The sequence below is a fragment of the Stutzerimonas nitrititolerans genome (assembly GCF_003696285.1).
GTDB classification, from domain to species: Bacteria; Pseudomonadota; Gammaproteobacteria; order Pseudomonadales; family Pseudomonadaceae; genus Stutzerimonas; species Stutzerimonas nitrititolerans.
Window position 1 is genome coordinate 106,525 of record NZ_RFFL01000009.1, and the last position, 22,944, is coordinate 129,468.

Below are 22,944 nucleotides of genomic sequence, written 5' to 3' on the forward strand. Positions count from 1 at the left end.
TCCAGAGAGAAGCGGCGGGGTGTTTCAGCAGCGTGCGACGGTCGGCAAGCGCCTCGTCGATGCGAAGAACGGCATGTCCGAGCCGAGCTGGCAGGCCGTTCGAAAACGACCTGCGCTGGCAATGCCTGCCGACCCCGCCTGCGTTTTCGATAGCCTGCTGGAGGCGCCACTTTACTGCATCGATGGCCGTCTAGACTAACCTTGAACCTACGAGGTGTGGCGCCAGTCACTATCGAGTCCATTCTCACCCAGCAAGCCCAGTGGAGTACAAGATGGCGTTCTTTACAGCGGCCAGCAAAGCCGACTTCCAGCAGCAACTGCAAGCAGCCCTGGCACAGCACGTCGACGAGTCTCTTCTGCCACAGGTAAGGCGCTTCGCCGAACAGTTCTTCGGCATCGTCGCACTTTCCGAACTCACCGAACGACGCATGTCCGACCTGGTCGGCTCCACCCTGGCCAGTTGGCGCCTGCTGGAGCGTTTCGACCCGGCCGCGCCCAAGGTGCAGGTATTCAACCCGGACTACGAAAAGCACGGCTGGCAGTCGACCCATAGCGTGCTCGAGGTATTGCACCCGGACATGCCGTTCCTGGTCGATTCGGTGCGCATGGAATTGACGCGCCGCGGCTACAGCATCCATACCCTGCAGAACAGCGTGTTGCAGGTGCGGCGCGATACCGAAGGCGGCCTGCTGGAGTTGCTGACCAAGGGGGAAAGCACCGAGGACAGTAGTGCCGAATCGCTGATCTTCATCGAGATCGACCGCTGCGCCAGTGCCGCCGCCATGCGCGAATTGGAGCAATCGCTGCTGGGGGTGCTCGCCGATGTGCGCCTGATCGTCGATGACTTCGCTGCCATGAAAGACAAGGCGGAGCAGCTGCATGCCTGGCTGGGCAACCTGCAGCACACGGACGAAGGACAGCTGGCGGAAATCACCGATTTCATGCGCTGGCTGGCCGACGATCATTTCACCTTCCTCGGCTACGAAGAGTTCAGCGTGACGCAGCAGGCCGACGGCGGTCGCATTCTTTATGACGAGGCCTCGTTGCTGGGCCTGTCGCGCCATCTGCGCACCGGGCTGTGCGAGGCCGATCAGCTGATCATGCCCCAAGCCCTGGCTTACCTGCGCGAGCCCTTGCTGCTGTCCTTCGCCAAGGCGGCGACGCCGAGCCGCGTGCACCGGCCGGCCTATCCGGATTACGTATCGCTGCGGGTGATGGATGACCAGGGCAGGGTGGTCAAGGAGTGTCGTTTTCTCGGCCTCTTCACCTCCTCGGTCTATACCCAGAGCGTGCGGCGGATTCCCTATATCCGCAGCAAGGTGGCGGAGGTGGTTCGGCGTTCGGGCTTCGACGAGTCGGCACACCTGGGCAAGGAACTGGTCCAGGTACTGGAGGTGCTGCCCCGCGACGAGCTGTTCCAGATGTCCCTCGACCAGCTGTTCGATACCGCCATCGCCATCGTGCAGATCCAGGAGCGCAACAAGCTGCGGCTGTTCCTGCGGATCGATCCCTACGGCCGCTTCTGCTATTGCCTGGTCTATGTCCCGCGCGACAGTTACTCGACCGAGACGCGCCTGCGCATCCAGCAGGTGCTGGTCGATCGCCTCGGGGCCAGCGGCTGCGAATTCTCCACCTACTTTTCCGAGTCGGTGCTCAACCGTGTGCAGTTCCTGCTGCGCCTGGATCCCGCCCGGCCACTGCAGATCGATGCGGCGCAGCTGGAGCAGGAAATCATCCAAGCCTGCCGCACCTGGCAGGACGATTATTCGAGCCTGGTCAACGAGCGCTTCGGCGAAGCCCGCGGCACGGCGATCCTGAGCGACTTTCCGAAAGGCTTTCCCGCCGGTTATCGCGAGCGTTTCACCGCGCATTCGGCGGCGGTGGACATGCAGCACATCCTCAGCCTGAGCGATGAGCAACCCCTGGTAATGAGCTTCTACCAGCCGGTCACCGCGATGGAAAACCGCCTGCATTGCAAGCTCTACCATGCCGATCGGCCACTGCCGCTGTCGGACATGCTGCCGATCCTGGAGAACCTGGGCCTGCGCGTGCTGGGCGAGTTTCCGTTCCGTCTGCGAAGCAAGGAAGGGCGGGAATACTGGATTCACGATTTCGCCTTCACCTATGCCGAGGGGCTGGAAATCGACCTGCTGGAAATCAACGAGCCGCTGCAGGATGCCTTCATCCAGATTCATACCGGCGCGGCCGAGAACGATGCCTTCAACCGCCTGGTGCTCACGGCCGGCCTGACCTGGCGTGAGGTGGCGTTGCTGCGGGCCTACGGGCGCTACCTCAAGCAGATTCGCATGGGCTTCGACCTGGGCTATATCGCCAGCGCGCTGCTCAATCACACCGATATCGCGCGCGAGCTGGTGCGCCTGTTCAAGACCCGCTTCTACCTGGCGCGCAAGCTGGGCGAGGAAGACCTGGCGGACAAGCAGCAGCGCCTCGAACAGGCGATCCTGAGTGCGCTGGACGAGGTCGCGGTGCTCAACGAGGACCGAATTCTCAGGCGCTATCTGGCGCTGATCAAGGCGACCCTGCGCACCAACTTCTATCAGGCCGACGCCGATGGCAAGGCCAAGAGCTACTTCAGCTTCAAGCTCGATCCGCGCTCGATCCCGGAAATGCCGCGGCCGGTGCCGATGTATGAGATTTTCGTCTATTCGCCGCGAGTGGAGGGCGTTCACCTGCGTGGCGGCAAGGTCGCCCGCGGTGGGCTGCGCTGGTCGGATCGCGAAGAGGATTACCGCACCGAAGTGCTGGGTCTGGTCAAGGCGCAACAGGTCAAGAATGCGATCATCGTTCCGGGCGGGGCCAAGGGCGGTTTCGTCCCGCGCCGCCTGCCGAGCGGCGGCTCGCGTGACGAAGTGTTCGCCGAAGGGATCGCCTGTTACCGGGTTTTCATCAGCGGCCTGCTCGACATCACCGACAACCTCAAGGAGGGCAAGGTCGTGCCGCCGGCCCAGGTGCAGCGCTATGACGGCGACGATCCTTATCTGGTCGTGGCGGCGGACAAGGGCACCGCGACCTTCTCCGATATCGCCAATGAAATTGCCGGCCAGTACGACTTCTGGCTCGGCGATGCCTTCGCCTCCGGCGGCTCGGCCGGCTATGACCACAAGAAGATGGGCATCACCGCCCGCGGGGCCTGGGTGTCGGTGCAGCGGCACTTTCGCGAGCGGGGCATCGACGTGCAGCGCGACAACGTCAGCGTGATCGGTATCGGCGACATGGCCGGCGACGTATTCGGCAACGGCCTGCTGATGTCCGAGACGCTGCAGCTGGTCGCCGCGTTCAACCACTTGCACATCTTCATCGACCCGGAGCCGGATGCCGCGCGCAGCTTCATCGAGCGCAAGCGCCTGTTTGAGTTGCCGCGTTCGTCCTGGGCCGATTACGACAGCTCGCTGATCTCCGAGGGCGGCGGTGTGTTCGCCCGTTCGGCAAAACGCATCGCCATCACGCGGCAGATGAAACAGCGCTTTGCCATCGAAGCGGACCAGCTGACGCCGGCCGAACTGATCCACGCGCTGCTCAAGGCGCCGGTGGATCTGCTCTGGAACGGCGGCATCGGCACCTACGTGAAGAGCGTGATGGAAAGCCATGCCGATGTCGGCGACAAGGCCAACGACGCGGTGCGGGTCAATGGCAGCGAGCTGCGCGCCAGGGTCGTGGGCGAGGGCGGCAACCTGGGGATGACGCAGCTGGGACGGGTCGAATACGGCCTGCACGGCGGCGCCAGCAACACCGATTTCATCGACAACGCCGGCGGGGTGAACTGCTCCGACCACGAGGTCAATATCAAGATCCTGCTCAACGAGGTGGTGGCCGCCGGCGACATGACCGGCAAGCAGCGTGACCAGCTGCTGTTCGAGATGACCGATGCCGTCGCCGAGTTGGTACTGCATGACAACTACAAACAGACCCAGGCGCTGTCCCTGGCCGAGGATCGTGCGGCGCAGCGCAGCGGCGAGTACAAACGCCTGATCGGTGCGCTGGAAGCAGGCGGGCTGCTGGATCGGGCACTGGAATTCCTGCCCACCGATGAAGCGCTCAGCGAGCGTGCCAACCTGGGCAAGGGCCTGACCCGTGCCGAGCTGTCGGTGCTGATTTCCTACAGCAAGATCGAACTCAAGGAGGCACTGTTGGCCTCGCGGGTACCTGACGACGCTTACCTGGCGCGCGACATGGAGACGGCCTTTCCGCAACTGCTCGCCGAGCGATACCGCGAATCTATGCTGCAACACCGTCTGAACCGGGAAATCATCAGTACCCAGATCGCCAACGACCTGGTCAACAACATGGGCATCACCTTCGTCCAGCGACTGTGCGAAGCCACTGGAATGAGCGCCGCCAACGTCGCCGGCGCCTATGTGATCGTTCGCGATATCTTCCATCTGCCGCACTGGTTCCGGCAGGTCGAGGCGTTGGATTACAAGGTGCCGGCCGAATTGCAGTTGAAGCTGATGGGCGAGCTGATACGCCTGGGCCGCCGCGCGACACGCTGGTTCCTGCGCAATCGCCGTAACGAACTCGATGCGGCTCGTGACGTGGGGCACTTCGGCCCGCGGGTCGCCGCACTCGGGCTGAAGCTCGACTCTCTCCTGCAGGGCGGCACGCGCGAGCTGTGGCAAACGCGCTATCAGCGCTACACCGAGGCCGGTGTGCCGGAACTGCTGGCGCGAATGGTTGCCGGTACCAGCCACCTCTACACGCTGCTGCCGATTCTGGAGGCGGCCGACGAAACAGGGCAATCGCCAGCGCAGGTGGCGGCCGCCTATTTCGCCGTCGGTGGTGCGCTGGAACTGCCCTGGTACCTGCAGCAACTGACCGCGCTGCCGGTGGAAAGCAACTGGCAGGCGCTGGCACGCGAAGGCTTCCGCGACGATCTGGACAATCAGCAGCGAGCCATCACCGTTTCGGTGTTGCAGATGGACGGTGGGCCCGAAGAGCTCGATGCGCGCGCCGATGCCTGGCTGGCGCAGCGGCAGTATCAGGTCGAACGCTGGCGAACCATGCTCGCCGAGCTGCGTACCACCAGCGTTGCCGATTACACGATGTATGCGGTGGCCAGCCGTGAGCTGCAGGATCTGGCGCAGGGCGCGGCGAAGAGCTGAGCGCCTTTCGCCGCGAGGGTGCGGCTCCCACGAAAGCGGTGCGGTGTGCTGTTGATCTGTGGGAGCGCGGTCCCCGGTGCGAAGCTTTTGGCTTTACGGGCAGGCTGTCGCCTGCATTCGCCGCGAGGGCGCGGCTCCCACGAACGGTACGGTGTGGCCTTGATCCTGTGGGAGCGCCGCCCCCGGCGCGAAGCTTTTACCAGGCGCGTGCCGGGGCAGCTTGCAATTGGCCGGTACCGCCCTCATCTAGATGATCTTTCTCGTGTTGCGTGCATTTTCTTATGACTACCGCTCTGTCGATCAGACAGTTGACCAAGGTTTACGGTAACGGCTTCGAGGCGCTGAAAGGCATCGATCTGGACGTGGCCGAGGGCGACTTCTACGCACTGCTGGGCCCCAATGGTGCCGGCAAGTCCACCACCATCGGCATTCTTTCCACGCTGGTGAACAAGACCGGCGGCACGGTGAACGTGTTCGGCCACGACCTGGATCGCGACCCCTCGGGGCTCAAGCGTTGTCTCGGGGTGGTGCCGCAGGAGTTCAACTTCAACCAGTTCGAGAAGGCCTTCGACATTCTGGTGACCCAGGCCGGCTACTACGGCATCCCGGCGAAAGTCGCCAAGGAGCGCGCCGAGCGCTATCTCAACCAGCTCGGTCTGTGGGACAAGCGCGACGTGTCCTCGCGGATGCTTTCGGGTGGCATGAAGCGGCGCCTGATGATCGCCCGTGCGCTGATCCATCAGCCGCGCCTGCTGATTCTCGACGAACCCACCGCGGGCGTGGACATTGAGCTGCGCCGTTCGATGTGGTCCTTCCTGACGGAACTGAACCGGGAAGGCATCACCATCATCCTCACCACACATTACCTCGAAGAGGCCGAGCAGCTGTGCCGCAACATCGGCATCATCGACCACGGCCGAATCGTCAAGAACACCAGCATGCGCGAGCTGCTCAAGCAGTTACACGTCGAGACCTTCCTGCTCGACCTGAAGGAATCGCAGCTGGTGCCACCGGAGCTGGGCCATTACCCGGCGCGGCTGATCGACCACCACACCCTCGAGGTGCAGGTGGAGAAGGAGCAGGGCGTGACCGAGTTGTTCCGCCTGCTGGCGGCGCAGGGCATCGAGGTGCTGAGTTTGCGCAACAAGACCAACCGGCTGGAGGAGCTGTTCGTCTCGATGGTGGAAAACAACCTGCCGAAGGTGCCCCAATGAACGAGGAACTTCGCTCCAATCTGGTGGCACTGCAGACCATCACCCAGCGTGAAATTCGCCGCTATACCCGCATCTGGCCGCAGACGCTGCTACCGCCGGCGATCACCATGGTGCTGTACTTCGTCATCTTCGGAAATCTGATCGGCGCGCGAATCGGCGAGATGGGCGGGTTCAGCTACATGGACTACATCGTGCCGGGGCTGATCATGATGGCGGTGATCACCAACTCGTACAGCAACGTGGTCTCGAGCTTCTTCAGCAGCAAGTTCCAGCGCTCGGTCGAGGAGCTGCTGGTGTCGCCAGTGTCGCCCCACGTGATCCTCATCGGCTTCGCCCTAGGCGGCATCACGCGCGGGCTGGCGGTGGCCTTCATCGTCACGTTGCTGTCGATGTTCTTCACCGACCTGCAGGTTCATCACCTGGGCGTGACGCTGCTGGTGATCACGCTGACGGCGACCATCTTCGCTTTCGGCGGTTTCATCAACGCAGTGTTCGCGCGGAATTTCGATGACATCTCGATCATCCCGACCTTCGTGCTGACGCCGCTGACCTATCTGGGTGGAGTGTTCTATTCGATCAGCCTGCTGTCACCGTTCTGGCAGACGCTGTCGCTGGGCAACCCGATCCTGCACATGGTCAATGCTTTCCGTTACGGCATCCTCGGCGTGTCCGACATCCGTATCGGAGTCGCCATAGCCTTCATGGCGGCAGCGGCGGCGGTCATGTACCTGTGGTCCATCCGGTTGCTGAAGAGCGGGCGGGGAATGCGGCAGTAATACAGGCAGTGCTTCATCTCCTGGCCCTCTCCGAAGGGAGTGATCGTTTCACCACCTGATGTTCGGCGCCCACGCAGGAGCATGGGCACCATCAGGCATACAGGGTTCTCTCCCACGAGGGGAGGTGGCCTATGCGCCGCGCTCCATGGTGCTCTCGCAGGAGCATGGGCCCCATCAGAGATCGCTGGCTGGCTTTACGCCCGAATCGCGAGCACGCTCGCTCCTACAGAAGGTCAGGGCCGTAGGGTGGAAAACCGCGCAGCGTTTTCCACCGAAAGTCCCAACACCCAGCGCACCCTGATAACGCAACGCGCGTCGCTTTATGGGAAAAAGTCTCCCGGCGCTATACACTTGCGCTCATTTTTTGTACAGGTCCCGTCCATGCAACATCCCGCTGAACTCTCGCCGCTGGGGAAATCCAGCGCTTATGTCGCTACCTACAGCCCGCAGGTGCTGTTCCCGATTCCACGCGCGCCGAAATGGGCGGAGCTGGGGGTTACAGCCGAAACCTTGCCCTATCAGGGTGTGGACATCTGGAACTGCTACGAGCTGTCCTGGCTGCTGCCGTCGGGCAAGCCGGTCGTTGCCATCGGAGAGTTCGTGATCCCGGCCGATTCACCGAACATCATCGAATCGAAATCCTTCAAGCTCTACCTGAACTCGCTGAATCAGTCGGTGTTCAAGAGTCGGGAGCACCTGCTCGACGTGATGCGTGGCGATCTTTCGGCGGCGGCCGGCAAGCCGGTGGGGATTCGCTTGCGCAGCCTGGAGGAAGTCGAACGCGAAGGTATCGCGCCGCTGCCGGGACGCTGCATCGATGAACTGGATCTGAGCATCGATCACTACGATTCGCCGCGTGCCGATCTGTTGCGTTGCGATCTCGGGCGTCGGATCGAGGAGACCCTGCATAGCCATCTGCTGAAATCCAACTGCCCCGTGACCGGTCAGCCAGACTGGGGTTCGGTGGTGGTGGAGTATCACGGTGCGGCGCTCGAGCCGGCGAGCCTGCTGGCTTACCTGGTGAGCTTTCGCCAGCATGCGGACTTCCACGAGCAGTGCGTGGAACGCATCTTTCTCGATCTGCAACGACTGCTGCAGCCGGAGCGGCTGACTGTCTATGCGCGTTACGTGCGTCGTGGCGGGCTGGACATCAATCCTTACCGCAGCACCGAGGCGTTGACAGCCGCCAATGGGCGCCTCGTCAGGCAGTGAGCGAAGGAGGAAGGAGCGGGCAGCTGTCGAGCTCGCTCCATCCGGGCTTCGCGCCCTTTCGGCTATCGCCGGTTCATATCCCCATATTGGCCAAGGTCTGCATGATGTTGCGCAGCGTCATGGCGGTACTCGGGTGGCTGACTTCGAAGCGCTCGACGGCGAGGTTGACGCCATCGACAAGCGAGTCGTTGGATACGCCTTCGGCCTGGCTGGCCAGGCGAATCTCGATGTCGTTGGCAATCGCCTGCAGCGAGGCGCGTTCCTCTTCGGTCAGAGGCGTGTCCTGAGCCAGGTGATTACGCAGCTCGTCGAGCTGCGACTGCAGATCATGTTCCGCCATATTGCTTCCCCTCGTGGTTGTCGGGATGACGTCTGGTTTCCACCAAGGGTAAACCAGCCACCCGTGCTTGTCTGTTCCTTAGAGGCAGCGGCAGCGCCGGTAGTTTCTGGGCTGTGGAACGGAGCGAATGGATTTATACTGCGGCGCTTGGCCGCGCAGGCGCGATATTTCATCGGAACAGAGGAACCAGCGATGCAGAAGATCGACACGGATTGGTTCGGCTATGTTAGGGGCGCCCTGCTGGCCGTGGTGGCGCTCGGTGCGTCGCCGCTGCATGCGGCCGAGGAAGATCCCTGGGAAGGGGTCAACCGTGCGGTGTTTCGTTTCAACGATACGGTCGATACCTACAGCCTGAAGCCGCTCGCCAAGGGCTACCAGAAGGTCACGCCGGACGTGATCGAAACCGGCATCGGCAACGTGTTCAGCAACCTGGGCGATGTCGTCGTGCTGGCCAACGATTTGTTGCAAGGCAAGATCCGCAATGCCGGTATCGATACCAGCCGAATCCTGTTCAACACCACTTTCGGCGTGCTGGGATTCTTCGACGTGGCGACTCGCATGGGCCTGCCGAAGAACGACGAGGACCTGGGCCAGACGCTGGGTGTCTGGGGGCTGGGTAATGGTCCCTATGTGGTACTGCCGCTGTTGGGGCCAAGTACCCTGCGCGATGCCGGTGGGCGAGTGGGCGACAGCTTCCTGAGCCCTTATCGTTACATCAACGACGTTCCGGTGCGTAATACCACCCTTGGCGTCGACGTCGTCGATACCCGCGCCAGCCTGCTCTCGGCTGAGAAGATGATCACCGGCGACAAATACATCTTCATTCGCAACGCCTATCTGCAGAACCGCGAATTCCGCACCCGGGACGGTCAGGTCGAAGACGATTTCTGACAGGCGGTGGCAATCGCCCTGCATTCACTGCGGCGACGCGCTCCCAAACGGAGCGTGGGAGCGCTCATCAGTTCACGATGTCTATTGGTGCCCATGCTCCCGCGTGGGCACCGTTTTCGGGGTCGGCGCCCCGTCGAGGGTGGAGCGACGGAGCGATCAGGGCCGTAGGACGGCGTTGAGCGAAGCGATAGCCATCAATCAATTCATCGACAGAATGGCCAGTCCAAGGCCCTGGCGGCCACCGTCGAGCGGTTCGACACGCACCACTTCCGTTTCGGCATCCAGCCCTTTCAGCTCCTTGTGCTCGGACGGAATGAAGATACGAACCCTGTCGCCCAGTTGCAGGGCGGTGGGTGCCTCGACCTGCATGCCGGTGCTGGACAGGTCCAGGCATGTGCCTGAGAAGGACTGTCCGTCCTTGGAGAGGGTGATCGGCGTGTCCACATGCATCCGAATGAAGTCGCGTTTTTCGCTGTAGTTCCGGTCGCTCTGGGTCATTGTCCCGTCCTTTGCACCATGGGTTCGCAAGTTCTTATAGCCTCCGCCAAATCCCCCTGTAAAGTCGCGGACCGAGCGGTAGCGCACGGCTTGAAACGCCGGTCGTATGGGAGTACCGTCTGCGCCTTGAAAAGACCCCCTTGCTCCGCCGCGCGCGGAGCCGATGCTTTCGCCAATCATCCTGGCGGATTCGCCTGGTAGGAACATGCAAAGCCCAAGCGCGACGCTACTGATCATAGATGACGACGATGTGGTTCGAGCCAGCCTGGCTGCCTATCTGGATGACAGCGGATTCCGGGTTCTGCAGGCACCCAGCGGACCGAAAGGATTGGAGCTGTTCGATTCCGAGCGTCCCGATCTGGTGATCTGCGATCTGCGCATGCCGCAGATGGACGGTCTGGAGCTCATCCGGCTGATCAGCGAGCGTCAGAACGACCTGCCGGTGATCGTGGTGTCCGGCGCCGGTGTGATGAACGATGCGGTGGAAGCCCTGCGCCTGGGCGCCGCCGACTATCTGATCAAGCCCCTCGAAGACCTGGCGATGCTGGAGCACTCGGTGCGCCGCGCGCTCGATCGCTCGCGTCTACGGCTGGAGAACCGCCGCTATCGCGAGCAGCTGGAAACCGCGAATCGCGACCTGCAGGCCAGCCTGCATCTGCTTCAGGAAGACCAGGATGCCGGGCGCCAGGTACAGATGAACATGCTGCCGGTGACGCCCTGGACCACCGACGACTTTCATTTCGCGCACCAGATCATCCCGTCGCTGTACCTGTCTGGAGATTTCGTCGATTACTTCCGGGTCGACGAGCATCGGATCGGTTTCTACCTGGCGGACGTCTCGGGCCACGGCGCCTCTTCGGCCTTCGTCACGGTACTGCTCAAGTTCATGACCACCCGGCTGCTCTACGAGTCGCGCCGTGGCGGCACGCTGCGCGAATTCAAGCCATCCGAGGTGCTGGATCACATCAACCGCGGGCTGATCAACTGCAAGCTGGGCAAGCACGTGACCATGCTCGGCGGCGTCATCGATCAGGAGCGCAACGTGCTTCATTACAGTATCGGTGGGCACCTGCCGATGCCGGTGCTCTACGATGGAGAGAGCGCCCGCTATCTCGAAGGCCGCGGCTTGCCGGTCGGCCTGTTCGTTGACGCGACCTATGACGATTTCGAAATGGTGCTGCCGGAGCGGTTCAGCCTGACGTTGCTGTCTGATGGCATTCTGGACCTTTTGCCCGGCGACACACTCAAAGACAAGGAGTCCGCATTGCCGGAACTGGTGGCTGGTGCCGGGGGCACGCTGGACGGGTTGCGTGGCGCATTTGGCCTGGCCGCGCTGCATGACATGCCCGATGACATCGCCTTGTTGGTGCTAAGCAGGAACCTTGCATGAGTACTGGTAAGATCCAGTTCGCCGAGCAGGATGGAACCTTCGTACTGAAGTTCGTGGGTGAGATCCGCCTGACGCTCTGTTCTGCCCTCGATGCGACGATCGAAAAGATCTTCGCCTCCCTGGATTTCTCCTCCATCGTGATCGACCTGACCGAGAGTCGCAGCATCGACAGCACCACGCTCGGGCTACTGGCGAAACTCTCCATCCTGTCGCGGCAGAAGGTCGGCCTGCTGCCGACCGTGGTGACCACCCATCCCGATATCACCCGTCTGTTGCACTCGATGGGGTTCGATCAGGTATTCAATATCGTCGACCAGCCGTTGCCGTCACCCGAGCAACTGGCGGACCTGCCCAGCCAGGACCAGTCCGAAGAAGTCGTGAAGGCCAAGGTGCTCGAGGCTCATCGGATTCTGATGAGCCTCAACGAGTCCAATCGCGAGGCCTTCCGCGACCTGGTCACGGCGCTGGAGCGGTCCTGATCCCCGACGCTTGTCAGCGACTTGCAGAAGCCGCGAGCAGCGTTTCGAGTTTTTCCTGATCACGCGCGAACTGACGGATACCCTCGGCGAGCTTTTCGGTGGCCATGGCATCTTCGTTGAGACCCCAGCGAAAGCTGTTCTCGTCGATCTGCACGCGTGGTTCGGAGGTGCGGCCTGGCGACAGCTGGCGCTCCAGTGTGCCTTTCTGCTCTCCCAGCTGGCCGAGCAGTTCGGGGCTGATGGTCAGGCGGTCGCAGCCGGCGAGGGCTTCGATCTGGCCGATGTTGCGGAAGCTGGCGCCCATCACCACCGTGTCGTAGCCATGGGCCTTGTAGTAGTCGTAGATTCGGCTGACCGACTGCACGCCGGGGTCTTCGCTGCCAACATAGTCGCGGCCTTCGTGCTTCTTGTACCAGTCGTAGATACGCCCGACGAAGGGTGAGATCAGGAATACGCCGGCATCGGCGCAGGCGGCCGCCTGGGTGAAGGAGAACAGCAGCGTGAGGTTGGTCTGGATGCCGGCTTTCTCCAACTGCTCGGCGGCCCGGATGCCTTCCCAGGTCGACGCCAGCTTGATCAGCACCCGTTCACGGCTGATGCCGGCTTCGGCGTAGAGGCCGATCAGCCGCTCGCCACGTTCGATCATCGCCTGGCTGTCGAAGGACAGTCGTGCATCGACTTCGGTGGAGATGCGGCCCGGTATCAGCTTGAGCACCTCCTGGCCGACCGCTACCGCGAAGAGATCGCAGGCCAGTCCGATATCGCCTTGGCAGCGCGACATCGCCGCGTTCAGATGCTCCGTATAGCGGGGCATGCCGGCGGCCTTGAGCAGCAGCGAAGGGTTGGTGGTGGCATCGATGGGCTTGAGCCGGGCGATGGCGTCCAGATCGCCGGTGTCGGCGACGACGGTGGTGAATTGCTTGAGTTGTTCCAGCTTGGAAGTCATGAGAGCGCTCTGTCCGGTGAGTGACATGACCTTACCCGAGCCAGTCTGCCCGCTCAACGGGTGAAGGGGACGGGTGCGGACAGGGATAGGAACCGAAACTGCGCCCGGTGTTCCCTGGCTCGTATCAAATGCTTCTGGCTGGGTGTGTCATTGCATTCGCCGCATCCCTTTCAGGTCCGCATGGTTGTCGACGCGGGCCGGTTTCAAGAACGTTGAGGCCGAGCAAACGCTCCTTCTCCCCGTTGGCGAGAGGGTCCCCATCAACGACCTTCGAGCAGCTCGATAGCCTGGTCGAGCAGGGCGAGCGGCGTCTGGGTCTTGTGGATATCCACCGAAAGCAGCTGGCGAAAACGTCTCGCGCCAGGGAAACCCTGGCCCAGCCCGAGCACATGGCGGGTGATGTGGTGCATCGCGCCGCCGTCTGCCAGATGCCGCTCGATGTAAGGGCGCATGGCTCGCAAGGCATCGGCCCGGCTGATCACCGGGGAATCGCTGCCGAACAGCTGCTGGTCGACCTGCGCGAGCAGGTAGGGGTTGTGGTAGGCCTCGCGTCCGAGCATCACCCCATCGAAGGTCCGTAGATGCTCGCGGCATTCCTCGAGCGTCTTGATGCCACCATTGAGAATGATCTCAAGATGGGGAAAGTCCCGCTTCAGCTGCGCGGCGATGTCATAGCGCAGCGGTGGCACTTCGCGGTTCTGTTTCGGCGACAGCCCTTCGAGGATGGCAATGCGCGCATGCACGGTGAAGCTGCGGCAACCGGCTTCCTGCACCTGGCCGACGAAATCGCAGAGTTCGGCATAGCTGTCGCGACCATTGATGCCGATACGATGCTTGACCGTCACGTCGATGCCCACGGCGTCGCGCATCGCTTTCACGCAGTCGGCCACCAGTGCGGGATGTGCCATCAGGCAGGCGCCGATCAGGTTGTTCTGCACACGGTCGCTGGGGCAGCCGACGTTGAGGTTCACCTCGTCGTAGCCAGCCGCCTCGGCCATTCTCGCGCAGGCCGCCAGGTCCGCCGGCACGCTGCCGCCCAGTTGCAGCGCCAGCGGGTGCTCGGCCTCGTCGTGGCGCAGAAAGCGCGCAGCATCGCCATTGATCAGCGCGCCCGTGGTCACCATCTCGGTATAGAGCAGGGCATGGCCGGAGAGCTGGCGCAGAAAGTAGCGACAGTGGCGATCTGTCCAGTCCATCATCGGCGCCACGCTGAAGCGGCGGGAGGGCGAGAGGCGCCTGATGGCGGCGTGCGGTTGGCTTTGCGGTTGCATGTTCGATATCTGGGTCTACAGCAAGGGGCGGCATTGTATTCGATCAGCGCTGCCAGTTGCCGGCACGCGACGAACGCAGGCGCGATTTGCCGATCCGCTCAGCGCTTCATATCGAGGGCGGGCCTCCAAAACACAGCAAACCTCAAGGCTGTGAGTGCTCCTTCTGCAAGACAGCCAGAAATGAAGAGGCCGTTCAACCTTGCGGTCGAACGGCCTCTTGCATGCGTCGGCAAACGGTTTTCGTCAGCCCGTTACGCCTTCGCTTAACGGCTCAGGTTGTAATCCGCTGCGGCACCGGTGCCGACGATGCTGGCCGACGGCAACAGCTGGCTGATGAAGCGGTTCCAGCGGGTGATATTGGCCGGCCCGACGAACACCACGTCCTGCGGCTGCAGCGGGAAGTGCTTGGCCAGCGCGAAGGCCGTCGGTGACTTGGCATTCAGCTGGAACACCTTGGCTGTTTCCGTAGCGATGTTCTCGGCACCGCGGATCACGTAGACCGCTTCGCCATCGGCTGTTTCCTGGCGGATGCCGCCGGCCGAGCCGATCGCATCCATCAGATTGAGGCTGGTGGTCTTGAAGGTCATGGCCTGGGGTAGGGTGACTTCGCCCAGAACATACACCTTCTTCTGATCGTTGTAGGGCAGGTGCAGCTGGTCGCCGTCCTTCAGGTAGACCTGATGCAGCCAGGAGTCAGGACGGTTCAGGTCATCGAGGTTCAGCAGGTACTCGCGGCCATCGCGCTTGAGGGTCAGGCTGGTGAGGTCGGCGTTCTCGGTGTCGACGCTGGCCTGACCTATGGCTTGCACGATAGTCATGGGAGCGGTGGTGACCGGCACTTCGCCTGCGGTGTTGAAGGCCCCGGAGAGCACGATACGCTGGCTGCCGAAACGCAGCAGGCTGACATCCACCTGCGGGGTGTCGATGTAGTTGGCCAGGCGCCGCGCGATGGTCGCGCGCAGTTCCTCGATGGTCAGGCCGGCTGCGTTGACGTTGCCGATGTAGGGATAGAACAGCGTACCGTCGGGCCGTACCAGGCGGCCGTTGGCGTCGAGCTGCTGCTGAGGACCGGACGGAGCGGTCAGTTCAGGGTGATCCCAGACGGTGATGTAGAGCAGGTCGTTGGCGCCGATGCGGTAGGCGGTGGGTTTGAAGTCGAGCAGTTCCTGCTTGCTTGCGGTGCCCATGTCCGACACCACGTCGCCCTTGAGCATTTCGGGGGTTATCCGCAGGAGCTGGACGTTGCCGTTTTCGGTTTTCGCGCCTTCCTCGAATTCATCGGGATCCAGATACTGGCCAGGAGCGAATGCGCATCCCTGGAGAATCAGCAGGGAAGAAAAAGCGAGAGCGAGTGCTGGTTTCATAGGTGATTTCATCCTTGACGGAGTAGTTGTTTTTCACGGGGTGAAACGACTGAATTCACTGTTCTTGAGCGTTCGACGAAAATAAAACCGCGTTTTTCGATGCAACCGGTGAGCATTAAGCGGATATCTCCAGTACGCCATTTTTCATGAAAGCCATAAGCGCTCCTTTTGTTGTTCTTATAACCGGGAAGTGAAGATTCGCTTTCGTCCAATTCCCGGGTTGTCAGTGTGGCTAGTTGTTTTCAGGTTCTCTGGGCCTGGAACTAACGGAAACTTCGCCGCTATCCCGATTCGATATTGAAATGCCATCGAAGCGAAATAATTACAGTGAGGTAGACCGTCGCGCTTTATCTGGGTTCAAAAGCGGAAACGATCAATTTTCCGCTCATGAATCCTGTTTGGCCGGGTCGGGTTTGTGATGCCGGGCGCTCCTTTCGCGCAGGTAGGCTGGAACGATGAACAGCGCGTCATGGAGGTAACGCCTGGCCAATCTGCGCGGCTCCGAGAACATGCGATGCAGCCATTCCAGCTTGTTCATTTGCATCCATCTAGGGGCCCGCTTGATGCTGCCGGTGGCGAACGAAATCGACGCGCCAATGCAGAAACCCATCCCCGTTCTGTCACGGCTGCTTACCGCGGCGGCCAGGATCTCCTGGCGGGGCGCGCCGACCGCGTAGAAGACCAGCTCCGAGGGATGTTCACGGATGAACTGCAGACAGCGCTGGACCTCCTCGGGCCGGTTGATGAAGCCCATCGGCGGGTTGTGGTGGTGGAGCTGGATGCGCGGATAGAGCGCGCGCAGCTTCTCGCATTCGCTGGTCGTGGCGCCGATCAGCACCAGCCCCAGGCCTTCGTCGTTGGCCCATTCGAGCAGGTCCATGGTCAGATCGCTGCCGGGAATCACTTCCTCGATATGCACGCCGAGCCGATGCAGCAGCGGCAGCAGCACCCGGCTGTCGCACAACCGCCAGCGTGCCTTGGCATAGGCCTCGCGCAGCTCGTGGTTGTATTGCAGTTGGGCCAGATGGTCGACGTTAGGCGTCACCACGAAGGAGTAGGGCTGCTTCACTGCCTCGCGGATGCAGGCGAGCAGGGCCGCCTTGCTGCCGGAATAGAAGCTGACTCCAAATGCCTCATTCGTATCACTTGACACTCATCGCTACTCCCTTGAAAGCGCCTTTGATGCCGGACCAGGCGAGGCCGGGGTTATTGCGTTCCTTGATCACAGTGATCACCGACAGGAAACAGGCGGACGCGAATGCGAACGCCGGGCCGTAGAAGCGCTTGTTGAAGCGGGTGGCGGCACGGTTGCGGTAGTAGTGGTAGAAGGCCGAGCGATTGCCCAGGCTCAGCGAGCCGTAATGGAACAGGCGGCTGTCCGGGATGACCTGGATGCCGATGCCGAAGCGTTTCGCCCGGAACTGCCAGTCCACTTCCTCGGAATACATGAAATAGCTTTCGTCCATCATGCCGACTTCCCGGACCAGCGAAGCGCTGAAGGCGAGGCTGCAACCCATCAGGTAGTCGGGCTTGTCGCGCATCTGTTCCATCGCCTCGAGCGTCGACTCCTTGCCCAGCAGACGGGCCTTGCCGAACAGTGGGTAGAGCTTGCCGCCGCCATAGCACTCGAGCCGGCCGGTGTCGGCGCTCAGCACCACGGAGCCCACGAACTGCCGGGGGTTTCCCTCCAGCGCCGCGAGCAACGGCGTGAATGCATCGGACTCGACGTAGGTGTCGTTGTTGACTATCCAGAAGTGGGTCGCCGACAAGTTTTCCAGCGCCCAGCGCAACCCATAATTGTTACCGCCGGCATAACCGTTGTTCTGCGGGTTGAGCAGCACGGTCACTTTGTCCAGCGCGCGGTCGGCATGCCATTGTCGAAGGGCTTGGGCGGAACCGTCCTGCGAATCATTGTCGACCACCACGATATGGTCGAGAGTGGGACAATGCTTCAGCAGGCTTTCTGCGCAGCTGATGGTTTCAGTAGCAGCTTTGTAGTTGAGAATAAGTGCGACGTTCATGAACTTTTTCCTGGCTGCGAAGGTGACGTGCTTTCATTGCGTGAATGACGAACAGCGTGGCAATTACCGGCTGGCCATATTCGAAGAGACCGTTGAGTGGCCAGATGACGAACAGCGCCAGCATTACCGAATAGAGGAATTGCATGTCGGTACCGATGTTGCGGGCGATGTTCCGATAAACGAGCAACGACAGCGGAACGATGAGGAAGGTCAGAAACCCGAAGCGGAACAGCGTGCCGATGATGCCCACATCGGACAGGAAGAAGTGTTCGCCGAAGTAGGGAATGAAACCGTCCTGCCACATCAGCGAGAGCGAACCGCTGGGTAGCCAGTTCACCAGGTTGAGATGATCGAAGATCATGGAGACCGTCGTCGAGCGGACACCGTCTTCAATGCCGTCCAGCGCGTTGTCGTAGAACTCGATGTTCAGCCCCAGCATTTCCAGCAGGCTGGGATAGAGATAGAAGGGCGAGAGCAGAACGCACAGGGATGCGGCCCAGATGACGGCCTTCGCGCGCAGGCAGAACAGGGTGAAGGCGAGGCAGAGCACGATCAGCTGGCGCGTCTGGGTGGCGAACACCAGCGTCAGCAACAGCAACGCGGCGATGACCAGATAGAGATTCCTGTTTCGCTTGGCGTCGTTGATCGGCGATTTGCCCTTCGACCAGATCTGGATGCAGTAGAAGTAGCCGAAACAGATCAGGAACGGGCCGATGGAGGAGCGATCCGGGCGGTCGTCCGAACGAACCTCGTCGCGCAGATCGGGAATCACTCCGAACTTGAAGCACCAGGACAGGAAGGCCGCCACCAGCGCGGCGTAGATCAGGGCGCGCTCGAACTGCAGCGTGGACACCCGCTTGGACAGCAGCAGCAGCGGCACGAAACCCAGGCAGAAAAGAATGCGGCGTTCTTCGATGAGGCCATAGACGATGGGCTGGCCATAGGTGAAATAGGCGAATACGGCAGGCAGCACCAGGAACACCACCGTGCTGTAGAGGCAGTAGTACATCAGGATCCTGATTTCCCGAGAGGCTTCGTCGGCCATGGCGAGGATCAGAAAGGCGGTCAGGCACAGGCAGATGGCCAGGTACAGCTCGTTGACCATGGTGATGCCGTAGGGGTTGTGCGGGCTTTCTCCAAACACCGAGAAGTGCAGTGCGAACGTCAGCACCAGCAAGGGCAGAAAGAAGAATCTTGAAGTGATAGTGGTCATCAACCTGAGTCCTTAGGTACTGGTTCCTTGATTCCGTGGCGCCGCATCGACTGCCCGATGCGCTGCTTCGGAACTTCCCGCCTCTGGCCGCCGATCCGCTGAAGCCCTGCAGCGTCGGTGGCTCACGATCCCTTCGATCACCAGGGGCCTGCGATGGTCGACTGTTGCCTCGCCGCACAGGACGAAGCTCCCGCTTGGACAACGCCCGGGCCTGCGTGTTGCGTGCAGGCGGCTGGCAGTTCGCATTCCGGACGATCGGATCCGGCGTTCAGGAATGCGGGCCATATTCGGCACAGTCGTTGTTCAGGTTCTGCTGGAGGACACGCATCTGTGGACGGTCCTCGCCGTCGCGTGGCTCGATTGCCATGACGTAATCGCCCCAGCCAGGGCCGCCGGCCCAATAGGCGCTGGGTATGCAGTTCTCGTTCAGGTAGGCCAGCAGGTTGTTCATGGCCACCAGCAACGGCTCGGAGTTGCCGGGCACGCCGTATTCGCCGAGGAAGCCTTTCTGGCCGTGCTTCTTCAGCCACTCGACGAAGGGTCGCGCCCGCTCGACGCCGAGCATCGGATCCACGTCGGAATAGTCGGCGCGCTGGTAGCGACCCGAGGTGTCCTCGTCGAGGTAGAGATGGGCTTCGTAGACGATATTGCCGGTGGGGTCGTCGATCAGGAAATTGGCGTTCGCGCTGGGCCAGTGATAGGCGCTGGCCCAGCGATCGCCTTCGACGAAGATCAGCGTCTTGCTGTCGACCTCGCGGATGGCGTTCACCGCCGCCTGCGCCGCGCCCGGCCAGAGCCCGGCCGTGCCGTGGGGCTCGTTCATGATGTCGTAGCCGTGCAGGGCAGGGTGGTCCCTGAAGCGCTCGGCCAGCTTGCGCCACACCTTGGCATAGGCCTCGTAGGGCACTTTGCGCGTGCCGATCAGCTCACCCTGATAGCGACCATAGTTGTGCATGTCGAGAATGACTTTCTGGCCATGCTCCTGTGCCAGATCCAGGGTCTGCTCCAGCAGGCGAAGCTGCTGGGTATTCAGGCCCTTGTACAAGTCGTGCTGGACTCGCTCCCAGAGAAAGGGGAAGCGAATCAGGCGAATGTTCTTGTCGCGGTAGTACGCGAAGTGTTGCTTCTCGGGATAGAAGTAGTGCTGCCCGACCTTGCCCGGCACCACGTGCGGCGCGAAGCCGGCGCCCGACAGATTGACGCCGATCAGATCGATACCCGGTTGTTCGTCCGACGCGGCGGCCAGCTGGGAGGCGGCAAGCATGGCCACGAGCCCGAGCCGGGCGGCACGAACGAAATGCCGGAGGGAAAGACTCTTCACAGGGTTACCTTCGATGACGTGAGCGAATGGTCGGCGGTTGCCGGCTCATGGCGGACATGAGCGATCGGCAACCGGATCATCGCGGATCGGTACGGGCGGATTGCCAGGCGGGCCGCGAAGCCGGCGAATCCTTCCGCCGGCTGGCCATTACTTGCTCTGGTACTCGTACTGGTAGTAACCGTATTCGCTGTAGGTCGAAGCCTTGCGTTCCACGGCGTTGAAGATCACGCCCTTGACCAGCAGGCCGTTCTGCTCCAGACGGCGTTTGGCGAATTCGATCTCCTTGACGCCGTTGATGCCGTAGCGGGTGACCATCAGCGTGGTCCCGGCCTGGCCGCCGACCAGTGCGGCGTCTGTCACGGCGAGGATCGGCGGTGTATCGAAGATCACCAGGTCGTACATGCCGCTGATTTCCTTGACGAAGCGCGAGAAGTTCTCGTGCATCAGCAGCTCCGAAGGGTTCGGCGGCAGCTGGCCGTGGGCGATCACGTGCAGGTTGTTCAGCTGGGTTTTCTGGATGGCGTCGAACAGGGTGATGCGGCCGGAAAGAATGTCCGACAGGCCCTTTTCGCTCTGGCAGCGCATCACCTTGTGCAGGTAGCCCTTGCGCATGTCGGCATCTACCAGCAGGACCTTCTTGCCGGATTGCGCGATGACCGCGGCCAGGTTGGTGGTGACGAACGACTTGCCCACCATGGGGCTGGGGCCGGTGATCATCAGGATGTTGTTCTTGGCCTCGATCATGGCGAAGTGCAGGCTGGTGCGCAGGCTGCGCATGGCCTCGGTCGCCAGGTCGGCCGGGTCGTTGATCGCCAGCAGGTAGGAGGCGCTGCTCTTGTCGCGCTTGAAGTTGGCCAGGCGCTTTTCCAGCAAGCCCTGTTTTTCGCTGAAGGGGATCGCCGCATAGACCGGAATACCCACGCGCTCGATGTCTTCCGGGTTCTCGACGCCACGCTTGAGCGCCTCGCGCACATAGACGAAGGCCACCGCGAGGATGCCGCCGAGCAGCATGGCGGCGATGACGATCAACGGCTTGTTGGGCTTGACCGGATTCTCGATGTCCGCCGCGGCGTGGTCGATGATCTGCACGTTGCCGACGGTGCCCGCGCGGATGATGTCCAGTTCCTGGGTCTTGTTCAGCAGCATCGCGTAGGTTTCCGACGCCACTTCCACGTCACGCGTCAGACGCAGCAGTTCCTGCTGGGTGGAGGGCAGGGTGCCGATCTGCTTCTCCAGCTCTTCCTTCTGGCCCTGCAACTGATTGATCTGGTTGATCAACGCCTGGAAGTTGGGGTGCTGGCGGGTGAAGCGCCGTTCCATTTCGGTGCGCTTGAGGTTCTGCTCGGAGATCTGCTTCTCCAGGTCGACGATACGGTCGAGCACGGACTGGGTCTCGGCGCTGATGTCCACGGAGCGGTTGCCGGTCTGGTACTTGTTCAGCGCGGTCTGTGCGGCGTCCAGCTTCTTGCGCACCGCGGGCACCTGCTCGCTGAGGAATTCCAGGCTCTTGGTCGCTTCGGCGGCATTGCGGGCGACGTTCTGGTCGACGTAGCGCTGGGCGACTTCCTCGAGCACCAGAATCGCCTTGGCCGGGTCCGGATCTTCGAGGGTGACGTTGATGATGCCCGACTGCTTGCCGCGCTCACCGGCGGCCAGACGGTTCTGGTAGTCCTCGGTGGTGTTGTAGGTGCGGCTCTTGATCACGCTGAAGGTGGTACCCGGGCGTGCGACGAGCTCGGAGACGGTGATGCTGTAGTCGCCCATCACCATCTCTTCGCCGACCGGCCCCTGGACCACGACTTCGCCGTCGGGATCACGCAGGATGAAGCCGTTGGTATCCAGCGCTTCGAGCGTCAACTCTTCGCTGTGCATGTTCTCCGGGACGCTCAACTGGGTGATCTTCAGCTGTTCGCCACCCCAGGCGTAGGAGCCGAAACCGGCCGGATACCAGCCGAGTTCGCCTTCCTCGGAGGGCTCGAAGCGGCGCGCCATGAAGCCGCCGATCAGCGGGAAGTAATGCGGCTGGATGTTGATGTCCAGGTTCAGGCTTTCCACCGCGCCGCCGACCACGGAGCGCGACTTGAGCAGGGATATCTCGGTCTGTGCCGGGGATACCGCGGGTGTCGCGTTGACCACGTCGGACAGGCTGGGCAAGCCGTTCTTCGGCTCGATCTGGATCATCGCGCTGGCCATGTAGACCGGCGTGGCCAGCAGCGCGTAGGCGATGCCCAGGGCCGTGAAGAATCCGGTGATGGCAAGGATCAGCAGGCGGTTGTTGATGAAGGTGTCGAAGAGGTGGGCCAGGTCAATGTCCTTGTCCTCTTTGGCTTCATAGATAGGGCGGGGCATGGTGGTCATTGAAGTTCCTTCTTCTTATTTCAGGTAAGGAAGCCAGCTTTCGACGGATTGCGTCAGAAGGCTGTGAACATGTTCGAAGGCAGGTCTGGACTGACGGTATGGATCCGGTATTTCGATGTCGTCCAGCCATTTGCCCATGAGGAAGGTTTTGCCGTGTACCTCGGGTGCGATCTGCCGCAGGTGCTGAATGTGTCCCTGCTCCATGGCAAGGATCAGGTCGGCCTGGTGAAGCAGCTCGCTGTCGACCTGGCGCGCCCGATGACCGAGGCATTCCAGGCCGTTTTCCTGCAGGACTTCGTGGGCGGTTTTGTCCATGGGGTTTCCAACCAGGGCACCGATCCCCGCCGAACTGATCGAGCGGTTCGTTCCCTGGAGCTTTTGGGTGAGCAGGACTTCGGCAACCGGACTTCGGCAGACGTTGCCCACACAGATGATCAAGATGTTGTTGAACATGGTCAGGGTCTGTTGCCGTTTCGTCGCGCGCCGTGGTGCAGCGTGAAAGGGGCGCTTGGCGATGTGTAATGCACGGG

Annotated in this window: 19 protein-coding genes; 8 read left to right on the forward strand and 11 right to left on the reverse strand. The window is 61.8% G+C overall.

All coding sequences use genetic code 11. From position 1 onward, the window contains the following. Window positions 1-19 precede the first annotated feature (19 nt). The 5 genes from EA795_RS12855 (at window position 20) to queF (ending at window position 8,322) form a co-directional block, all read left to right on the forward strand. Window positions 20-199: a hypothetical protein gene (locus tag EA795_RS12855; protein WP_043942570.1), complete on the forward strand. Its 180-nt coding sequence runs from the start codon at window positions 20-22 to the stop codon at window positions 197-199. A gap of 73 nt (window positions 200-272) precedes the next feature. Then, window positions 273-5,120, forward strand: coding sequence for an NAD-glutamate dehydrogenase (locus EA795_RS12860; RefSeq protein WP_122077716.1), 4,848 nt, complete (start codon window positions 273-275; stop codon window positions 5,118-5,120). Between the two features lie 281 nt (window positions 5,121-5,401). Further along, entirely contained in the window at window positions 5,402-6,334 is a 933-nt protein-coding gene (locus EA795_RS12865) for an ABC transporter ATP-binding protein (protein WP_014852526.1), read from the forward strand. After that, on the forward strand, window positions 6,331-7,110 hold the full coding sequence (locus tag EA795_RS12870; protein ID WP_014852527.1) for an ABC transporter permease: 780 nt from the start codon (window positions 6,331-6,333) through the stop codon (window positions 7,108-7,110). Before EA795_RS12865 ends, EA795_RS12870 begins: the two co-directional genes overlap by 4 nt. Before the next feature lie 381 nt (window positions 7,111-7,491). Beyond that, complete coding sequence (queF, locus tag EA795_RS12875) at window positions 7,492-8,322, forward strand: NADPH-dependent 7-cyano-7-deazaguanine reductase QueF (RefSeq protein ID WP_122077718.1); 831 nt, start codon at window positions 7,492-7,494, stop codon at window positions 8,320-8,322. 73 nt (window positions 8,323-8,395) lie between these two features. Here the strand turns inward: queF and EA795_RS12880 are convergent, their stop codons facing one another. Continuing rightward, on the reverse strand, window positions 8,396-8,662 hold the full coding sequence (locus EA795_RS12880) for a DUF4404 family protein (RefSeq protein WP_014852529.1): 267 nt from the start codon (window positions 8,660-8,662) through the stop codon (window positions 8,396-8,398). 192 nt (window positions 8,663-8,854) lie between these two features. Between EA795_RS12880 and EA795_RS12885 the strand changes: the two genes are divergently transcribed. Continuing rightward, on the forward strand, window positions 8,855-9,553 hold the full coding sequence (locus EA795_RS12885) for an MlaA family lipoprotein (protein ID WP_122077720.1): 699 nt from the start codon (window positions 8,855-8,857) through the stop codon (window positions 9,551-9,553). A gap of 198 nt (window positions 9,554-9,751) precedes the next feature. Here the strand turns inward: EA795_RS12885 and EA795_RS12890 are convergent, their stop codons facing one another. Then, window positions 9,752-10,051, reverse strand: a complete 300-nt coding sequence (locus tag EA795_RS12890; RefSeq protein WP_058076020.1) for a PilZ domain-containing protein — start codon at window positions 10,049-10,051, stop codon at window positions 9,752-9,754. Between the two features lie 205 nt (window positions 10,052-10,256). On the opposite strand from EA795_RS12890, the gene rssB reads away from it, so the two are divergent. Together rssB and rssC are read left to right on the forward strand one after the other, a co-directional pair. Next, complete coding sequence (gene rssB / locus EA795_RS12895) at window positions 10,257-11,441, forward strand: two-component system response regulator RssB (RefSeq protein ID WP_058076019.1); 1,185 nt, start codon at window positions 10,257-10,259, stop codon at window positions 11,439-11,441. Further along, entirely contained in the window at window positions 11,438-11,920 is a 483-nt protein-coding gene (gene rssC, locus EA795_RS12900; protein WP_014852533.1) for an anti-sigma factor antagonist RssC, read from the forward strand. Before rssB ends, rssC begins: the two co-directional genes overlap by 4 nt. Before the next feature lie 13 nt (window positions 11,921-11,933). On the opposite strand, the gene tal is transcribed toward rssC, so the two are convergent. From tal to EA795_RS12945, 9 genes are all read right to left on the reverse strand, one after another. Further along, a complete protein-coding gene (gene tal, locus EA795_RS12905; RefSeq protein ID WP_122077722.1) occupies window positions 11,934-12,866 on the reverse strand; it encodes a transaldolase in 933 nt (310 codons plus the stop codon). A gap of 260 nt (window positions 12,867-13,126) precedes the next feature. After that, a complete protein-coding gene (gene dusA / locus EA795_RS12910) occupies window positions 13,127-14,137 on the reverse strand; it encodes a tRNA dihydrouridine(20/20a) synthase DusA (protein WP_122077724.1) in 1,011 nt (336 codons plus the stop codon). Window positions 14,138-14,400: 263 nt separating this feature from the next. Continuing rightward, on the reverse strand, window positions 14,401-15,501 hold the full coding sequence (locus EA795_RS12915) for a polysaccharide biosynthesis/export family protein (protein WP_014852536.1): 1,101 nt from the start codon (window positions 15,499-15,501) through the stop codon (window positions 14,401-14,403). A gap of 385 nt (window positions 15,502-15,886) precedes the next feature. Then, window positions 15,887-16,654 carry a WecB/TagA/CpsF family glycosyltransferase gene (locus EA795_RS12920; RefSeq protein WP_122077726.1) on the reverse strand — a complete coding sequence of 256 codons (768 nt, stop codon included), beginning with the start codon at window positions 16,652-16,654 and terminating at the stop codon, window positions 15,887-15,889. Next, window positions 16,644-17,522 carry a glycosyltransferase family 2 protein gene (locus EA795_RS12925; RefSeq protein ID WP_065983880.1) on the reverse strand — a complete coding sequence of 293 codons (879 nt, stop codon included), beginning with the start codon at window positions 17,520-17,522 and terminating at the stop codon, window positions 16,644-16,646. Before EA795_RS12925 ends, EA795_RS12920 begins: the two co-directional genes overlap by 11 nt. Further along, window positions 17,482-18,735: a hypothetical protein gene (locus tag EA795_RS12930; RefSeq protein WP_014852539.1), complete on the reverse strand. Its 1,254-nt coding sequence runs from the start codon at window positions 18,733-18,735 to the stop codon at window positions 17,482-17,484. Before EA795_RS12930 ends, EA795_RS12925 begins: the two co-directional genes overlap by 41 nt. A 268-nt stretch (window positions 18,736-19,003) precedes the next feature. Continuing rightward, complete coding sequence (locus EA795_RS12935; RefSeq protein WP_122077807.1) at window positions 19,004-19,999, reverse strand: glycoside hydrolase family 5 protein; 996 nt, start codon at window positions 19,997-19,999, stop codon at window positions 19,004-19,006. Window positions 20,000-20,203: 204 nt separating this feature from the next. Continuing rightward, on the reverse strand, window positions 20,204-22,414 hold the full coding sequence (locus tag EA795_RS12940) for a polysaccharide biosynthesis tyrosine autokinase (RefSeq protein ID WP_014852541.1): 2,211 nt from the start codon (window positions 22,412-22,414) through the stop codon (window positions 20,204-20,206). A gap of 15 nt (window positions 22,415-22,429) precedes the next feature. After that, window positions 22,430-22,867, reverse strand: a complete 438-nt coding sequence (locus EA795_RS12945; RefSeq protein ID WP_122077728.1) for a low molecular weight protein-tyrosine-phosphatase — start codon at window positions 22,865-22,867, stop codon at window positions 22,430-22,432. Window positions 22,868-22,944 lie beyond the last annotated feature (77 nt).